The sequence below is a fragment of the Nonlabens dokdonensis genome (assembly GCF_002162835.1).
Lineage (GTDB): Bacteria > Bacteroidota > Bacteroidia > Flavobacteriales > Flavobacteriaceae > Nonlabens > Nonlabens dokdonensis_B.
In genome coordinates, this window is the sequence record NZ_MAAX01000079.1 from 1 (window position 1) to 5,244 (window position 5,244).

General features: G+C 34.3%; 6 protein-coding genes. 1 reads left to right on the forward strand and 5 read right to left on the reverse strand.

Features of this window, described 5'->3' with window-relative positions:
• The 4 genes from A9Q93_RS05070 to A9Q93_RS05085 all read right to left on the reverse strand — a co-directional run.
• On the reverse strand, positions 1-1,362 hold a 1,362-nt coding region (locus tag A9Q93_RS05070), incomplete at its 3' end, for an ABC-F family ATP-binding cassette domain-containing protein (RefSeq protein ID WP_303686298.1).
• A gap of 140 nt (positions 1,363-1,502) precedes the next feature.
• Positions 1,503-2,672, reverse strand: coding sequence for a methyltransferase (locus A9Q93_RS05075; protein WP_303686299.1), 1,170 nt, complete (start codon positions 2,670-2,672; stop codon positions 1,503-1,505).
• Positions 2,673-3,773, reverse strand: coding sequence for an AI-2E family transporter (locus A9Q93_RS05080; protein ID WP_303686300.1), 1,101 nt, complete (start codon positions 3,771-3,773; stop codon positions 2,673-2,675).
• Between the two features lie 8 nt (positions 3,774-3,781).
• Positions 3,782-4,423 carry a DUF4159 domain-containing protein gene (locus A9Q93_RS05085; RefSeq protein ID WP_303686302.1) on the reverse strand — a complete coding sequence of 214 codons (642 nt, stop codon included), beginning with the start codon at positions 4,421-4,423 and terminating at the stop codon, positions 3,782-3,784.
• A 129-nt stretch (positions 4,424-4,552) separates the two neighbouring features.
• Here A9Q93_RS05085 and A9Q93_RS05090 point away from each other — a divergent pair, with 129 nt between their 5' ends.
• The gene (locus A9Q93_RS05090) at positions 4,553-4,747 is read left to right on the forward strand and encodes a hypothetical protein (RefSeq protein ID WP_303686303.1); all 195 of its coding nucleotides are present in this window, start codon (positions 4,553-4,555) and stop codon (positions 4,745-4,747) included.
• A gap of 51 nt (positions 4,748-4,798) precedes the next feature.
• On the opposite strand, the gene A9Q93_RS05095 is transcribed toward A9Q93_RS05090, so the two are convergent.
• Positions 4,799-5,244: 16S rRNA (uracil(1498)-N(3))-methyltransferase (locus A9Q93_RS05095; RefSeq protein ID WP_303686304.1), on the reverse strand; the 446-nt coding region annotated here is incomplete at its 5' end.

Consider the following 5,244-nt stretch of genomic DNA (forward strand, 5'->3'; position numbering starts at 1 on the left):
CGCTAGTCTTGTTTTTTCTCCACCAGACAGCACGCTTACTTTTTTATCTAGATCATCACCGCTAAACATGAAGCGACCTAGAATGTTTTTAATTTGGGTGCGGATCTCACCTTCAGCAACCTCATCTACGGTTTGAAAAATAGTCAAATCCTTATTTAGTAACGCAGCTTGATTTTGTGCAAAGTATCCTACTTTTACATTGTGTCCTAACTGGCAAGTTCCTTCTACCTCTATTTCTCCAAGAATGGCTTTAATCATGGTGGATTTTCCTTCACCGTTACGACCTACAAAAGAAACTTTCTCGCCTCTAGAAATAGACATATTAGCACCTTTAAACACTACATGATCGTCATAAGATTTAGAAACATCTTGAACTGTAACAGGATAATCGCCAGATCTAGGCGATGGTGGGAAACGTAATTTTAAAGCACTTGTATCTACTTCATCAATCTCAATAATCTGCAATTTTTCCAGCATTCTTTCCCGTGAAGAAACTTGATTAGTCTTTGAATAAGTCCCTTTAAACCTTTCAATGAACGCCATATTATCAGCAATGAATTTTTGTTGTTCTTGATAGGCTTTAATCTGATGTGCTCTACGGTCTTTTCTTAATTCTAGATAATGGGAATAATTTGCTTTATAATCATAAATACGTCCCATAGTTACCTCAACGGTTCGGTTTGTAATGTTATCAATAAATGCTCTATCGTGTGAGATCACCATGACTGCATTTGCTTTATTAACTAAAAAATCTTCTAACCAAATAACAGATTCTATATCGATATGATTTGTAGGCTCATCGAGTAATATTAAATCAGGTTTTTGAAGCAAAATTTTAGCAAGTTCAATGCGCATGCGCCATCCACCGCTGAATTCGCTGGTTTGTCTCGTAAAATCTTCTTGTTTAAAACCTAAGCCTTTAAGAGCCTTTTCTACCTCTGCATCATAATTGACGTCTTCTAGAGCATAGAACTTTTCACCTAACTCAGTCACTTTTTCAATGATCGCCATGTATTCATCGCTTTCATAATCGGTTCTGGTAGTTAATTCATTATTGAGACGGTCCATTTCCTCCTTCATAGAGAACACCTGCTTGAATGCCTTGGCAGCTTCATCAAAAACAGTACAGTCATCTTCAGTAAGTAAATGTTGTGGCAAATAGGCTATGACCACATCTTTAGGAGCTCGCACATTTCCTCTAGTAGGAGTTTGCTCGCCAGCTATAATCTTCATCATAGTTGACTTCCCTGCGCCATTTTTACCCATTAAGGCAATCTTATCTGTAGGATTGATAACAAAAGAAACATCACTAAATAAGGTTGTACCACTAAATTCTACCGCAAGTTGATCTACTGTAATCATGAAAATATTTTAAAGCTGGCAAAAATAAGGGAAAAGTACGTCAGTGACGCGTTTTTGAGCTTGTAGTCTTGGAGACCTTGATTAGATAATTAAAAAGAGGTTATCAATATTCATTTCAAAATATTTTCAAAAACGAATAACTACAATTTGCTAGCCTCAATAACAATTGCACCCAATTCCTCAGAACTTGTAAAAAACAAATAGTCTGTCTCATGTTCTTTGAATTGATATTTCTTGCGCAATTGCGCGACAGACTGAATATTATTGCGAGTCACTATTCCTTTAGAGGAATTGGCATAAAGCCTTTTAATTAATTTTGGTTTGTTTTCTATCGTATTTTCTATTTTAAATACTCTGCCTGGAAAATCTATCAAACTATCAGATGTAAATAAATGTGCATCATGATCTAGTTTATACAATTGATACTCTTTTACTAAGGCTGCAAATTGTTGCGATTTCATGATCGCTGCATTAGGTTCATAAAGGTACTTTCTAGGTTTTGAATAACTCAATACTCCTTCCCTATTCCATTGTGTTTTAAATTCAGGCTGATCTGTTTTTAAATTCACACAACATATTTCTGGCTGTGCAACATGCTCTTGACTCAGGATCCATAATAACTCTTTTACCTCATTCTTGACAGCTACCACATGAACAGCATTAACAAACTTAAGCTCCTTAAAACCAGCTGTTAGATCGAGCATAGGCGATGTTTTAATCATCACAAATTTTCCTTTTTCTAATAGAAGATCTAGGTGTTTTACCACGTTAGGTTCATAATCTTCTAATAAAATAGCCTTAGAATGAGCTGCCGTCTTTCTACTAGGGTCTATAAAAATGAGATCAAAGAGTTCCAGTGACTTTTTTAAAAACTCAATACCGTCACAGGAATATGATTTCGTAGTTAGGTCTTGTGCTTTAAACAACTGCAGCGCATATTGTTGTAAAGAGCTGTTAAGTTCTATATGTGTTGTTGCTGAGCACGCTTTCGCGAAAGCGGAAACATCTATACCAAAACCACCTGTAAGATCAATCATACTGTCGCAAGGAAACAGCTGCGCTTTATATTGAGCTGTAACTTCGGAACTCGTTTGCTCCAGATTTACTTTAGGAGGATAAATGATATGAAGATTTCTAAAAAGTGATGGAAATTTATTTTTAGCTTTTTGCAAGCCTACTAATTGTTGAGTGAGCTCTTTATTAGAAATCTGATCAAACGGATGCTTTTTTAACATGAAAGAGGCTGCATTTTCATGTAAATGCGATCTGAGATAACGGTCTACCTCTTCTGTAATTAAAGCCTGATTCATTTATAGATTGTGCGTCAGTTTCTTTACTATTTTATACTCGCTCAAAAATTCTTTTGATATCACTTTTATCGCAGTATAGGTAGGTACGGCAAGTACTAAACCTAGAATCCCGAACACAATTCCGGCAATAAGAATGACAATAAATATCTCAAGAGGATGCGATTTTACACTTTTACCAAAAATCAACGGTTGATTCAAGAAATTATCTATAGTCTGTACGATTCCATAACCTATGAAAACTATAATTAATTGAGGTAAAATCACTGCAGAGAAATCAGAACCTAAATTATCACTAATTACAAAGGCAGACATCAATAAATAACCTATTGCCGGACCTAAATAAGGAACAAGATTTAGTAAAGCACAAAAGAAGGCAATGATCAAAGCGTTTTCTATTCCTACTATTAACAAGATAATACTATACAATACAAACAATATGAGAACTTGAAAGACTAGCCCTATAAAGTATCTCGATAGAAGTTGTTTAATTTTTGTAAAAGCTCTTAAAAACTGCCCTTCACTACCCTTTTTAGAAAAAACCAATACTCCTTCAAGTAAAAGTCGACTGTCTTTGAGCAAGAAAAAAGCTATAAAAAGTATAGAAAAAAGACCTATAGCAAAACTTCCTAGCGTACCAAAAAAACCATTAACAAACTGTGGAATCAAATCCATATTGAAATCTTGATAGTAGGGCGTTTTCTGTAAACGTTCTAAAATATTAATACGCTCGATACCAAAGTAATCGCTAATTTGATCGTTGAGAATCTCGACATTGGCTTGTACTTCTTCCCATTGAATCTGGTCAAAGTTTTCACTCTGTTCTGTAATGACAGGAATAATCATTAAAAAAGCTCCGATGATTATAAGAAACAGAAATACTAAGGTTATTATAACTGCAAGCGTATTATTAAATCGCAGTTTATCTCTTAGCAATAACACCACTGGTCTACCTATTAAGGAGACTACTGCCGCAATACCTATGTAAGCTAGTACAGATTGAATCTCCCACAAAAACCAGATAAGAATGAAGATTCCTAAAATAATCCCTAAAGCTCTTAGGATTCCATAAGTTATGGACTTAGAATGAATGGCTTTACTCATCTATACAATTAATTTGAAAAAACATACTTGATAATATTTGCTCCCATGTCTAATGCCTTCTTGCGCACTTCTGGTGGATCATTGTGAACTTCAGGACTTTCCCATCCATCTCCTAAATCACTCTCATAGGTGAAAAGTAAAACTAATCTTCCCTCATGAAACAAACCTTTTGCTTGAGGTCTATTCCCTTCATGCTCATGAATTTTAGGCAAACCTTTAGGAAACTGGGCAAATATGTTGAAAATAGGATGAGTAGCTGGTAATTCTATTAATTCCTTTTGCGGAAATAACTTGATGAGTTCTTTATTAAGATATGGTTCCATACCATAATTATCGTCTATATGTAAAAAACCACCACTTAATAAGTAATTTCTTAAATTTTCAATATCGGTAACACTAAAGACTACATTACCATGACCTGTCATGTGAATAAATGGGTATTGAAAAATATCTACACTGCTTGCTTCTACGGTGGCGACTTCTTTTTTTAAATTTGTCCCAAGATTATCATTACAGTAAGTTATTAGATTAGGTACTGCAGTTGGGTTTGAGTACCAATCTCCACCTCCATTATACTTAAGCACAGCGAGTTGCTGAGCACCGCTATAAGTCGCGATAAGTAAAAAAATTATCAAAATCATCTTTCTCATAAGTCAGCAAATTACGAAGTAATATATCATTTTCAACTAGTGTTAATAGATTTTGGGTTAAATAATTGCAATTTTATCGTTTTCCTAACGTTATATAATTATATTTGACTTCATCATAATCCCCCTATTATGAAAATTACAACATCCCAAAAGGCAGCGATGTCTATTTTAAGCCTGTTATTTGCTTTCAGTATACTAGCATTTCAACATCATGAAAATAGTGTACAATCTTCTAACTCTGATTCTGTAAAGAACACTACAGTAGTAAAGAAGAACATAAATTCAAGTAGTTCTTCTAATAATACTAAACAAGTAGGTAGGTAATAGAGGTTTTTAAAATTTTAGGTTAATACAATTAAACACCCATGTTTGATGCTAAGTATTCTTGACTTCTATTTTACTATTAAAAATTGCAGCGGTATAAACTCCTGCTGTTTCTGTGCGCAGTCTTTTATTCCCTAAACTTGTTGGTAAGAATCCTTTGGAAATAGCCATTTCTATTTCTCTAGTTGAAAAATCGCCTTCAGGTCCTATGATCATGGTGAAATCTTGACCATCATCTATATTCTCGGCAATATAGCTTTTCTGTGATTCCTCACAGTGTGCAATGCATTTTACACCATTTTTTTTCTCATTTATAAATTCTTGAAAAGAAGTCAAACTTGTAATTACTGGTAGATGAAATTGATTACTTTGTTGCATAGCACTTACGACTATCTTCTCAAATCGAGCCGCATTAATTTTTTTACGCTCGCTATGATCACAAAGTAAAGGCGTGATCTTTTGAATACCCATTTCTGTAGCCTTTTCTAAGAACCATT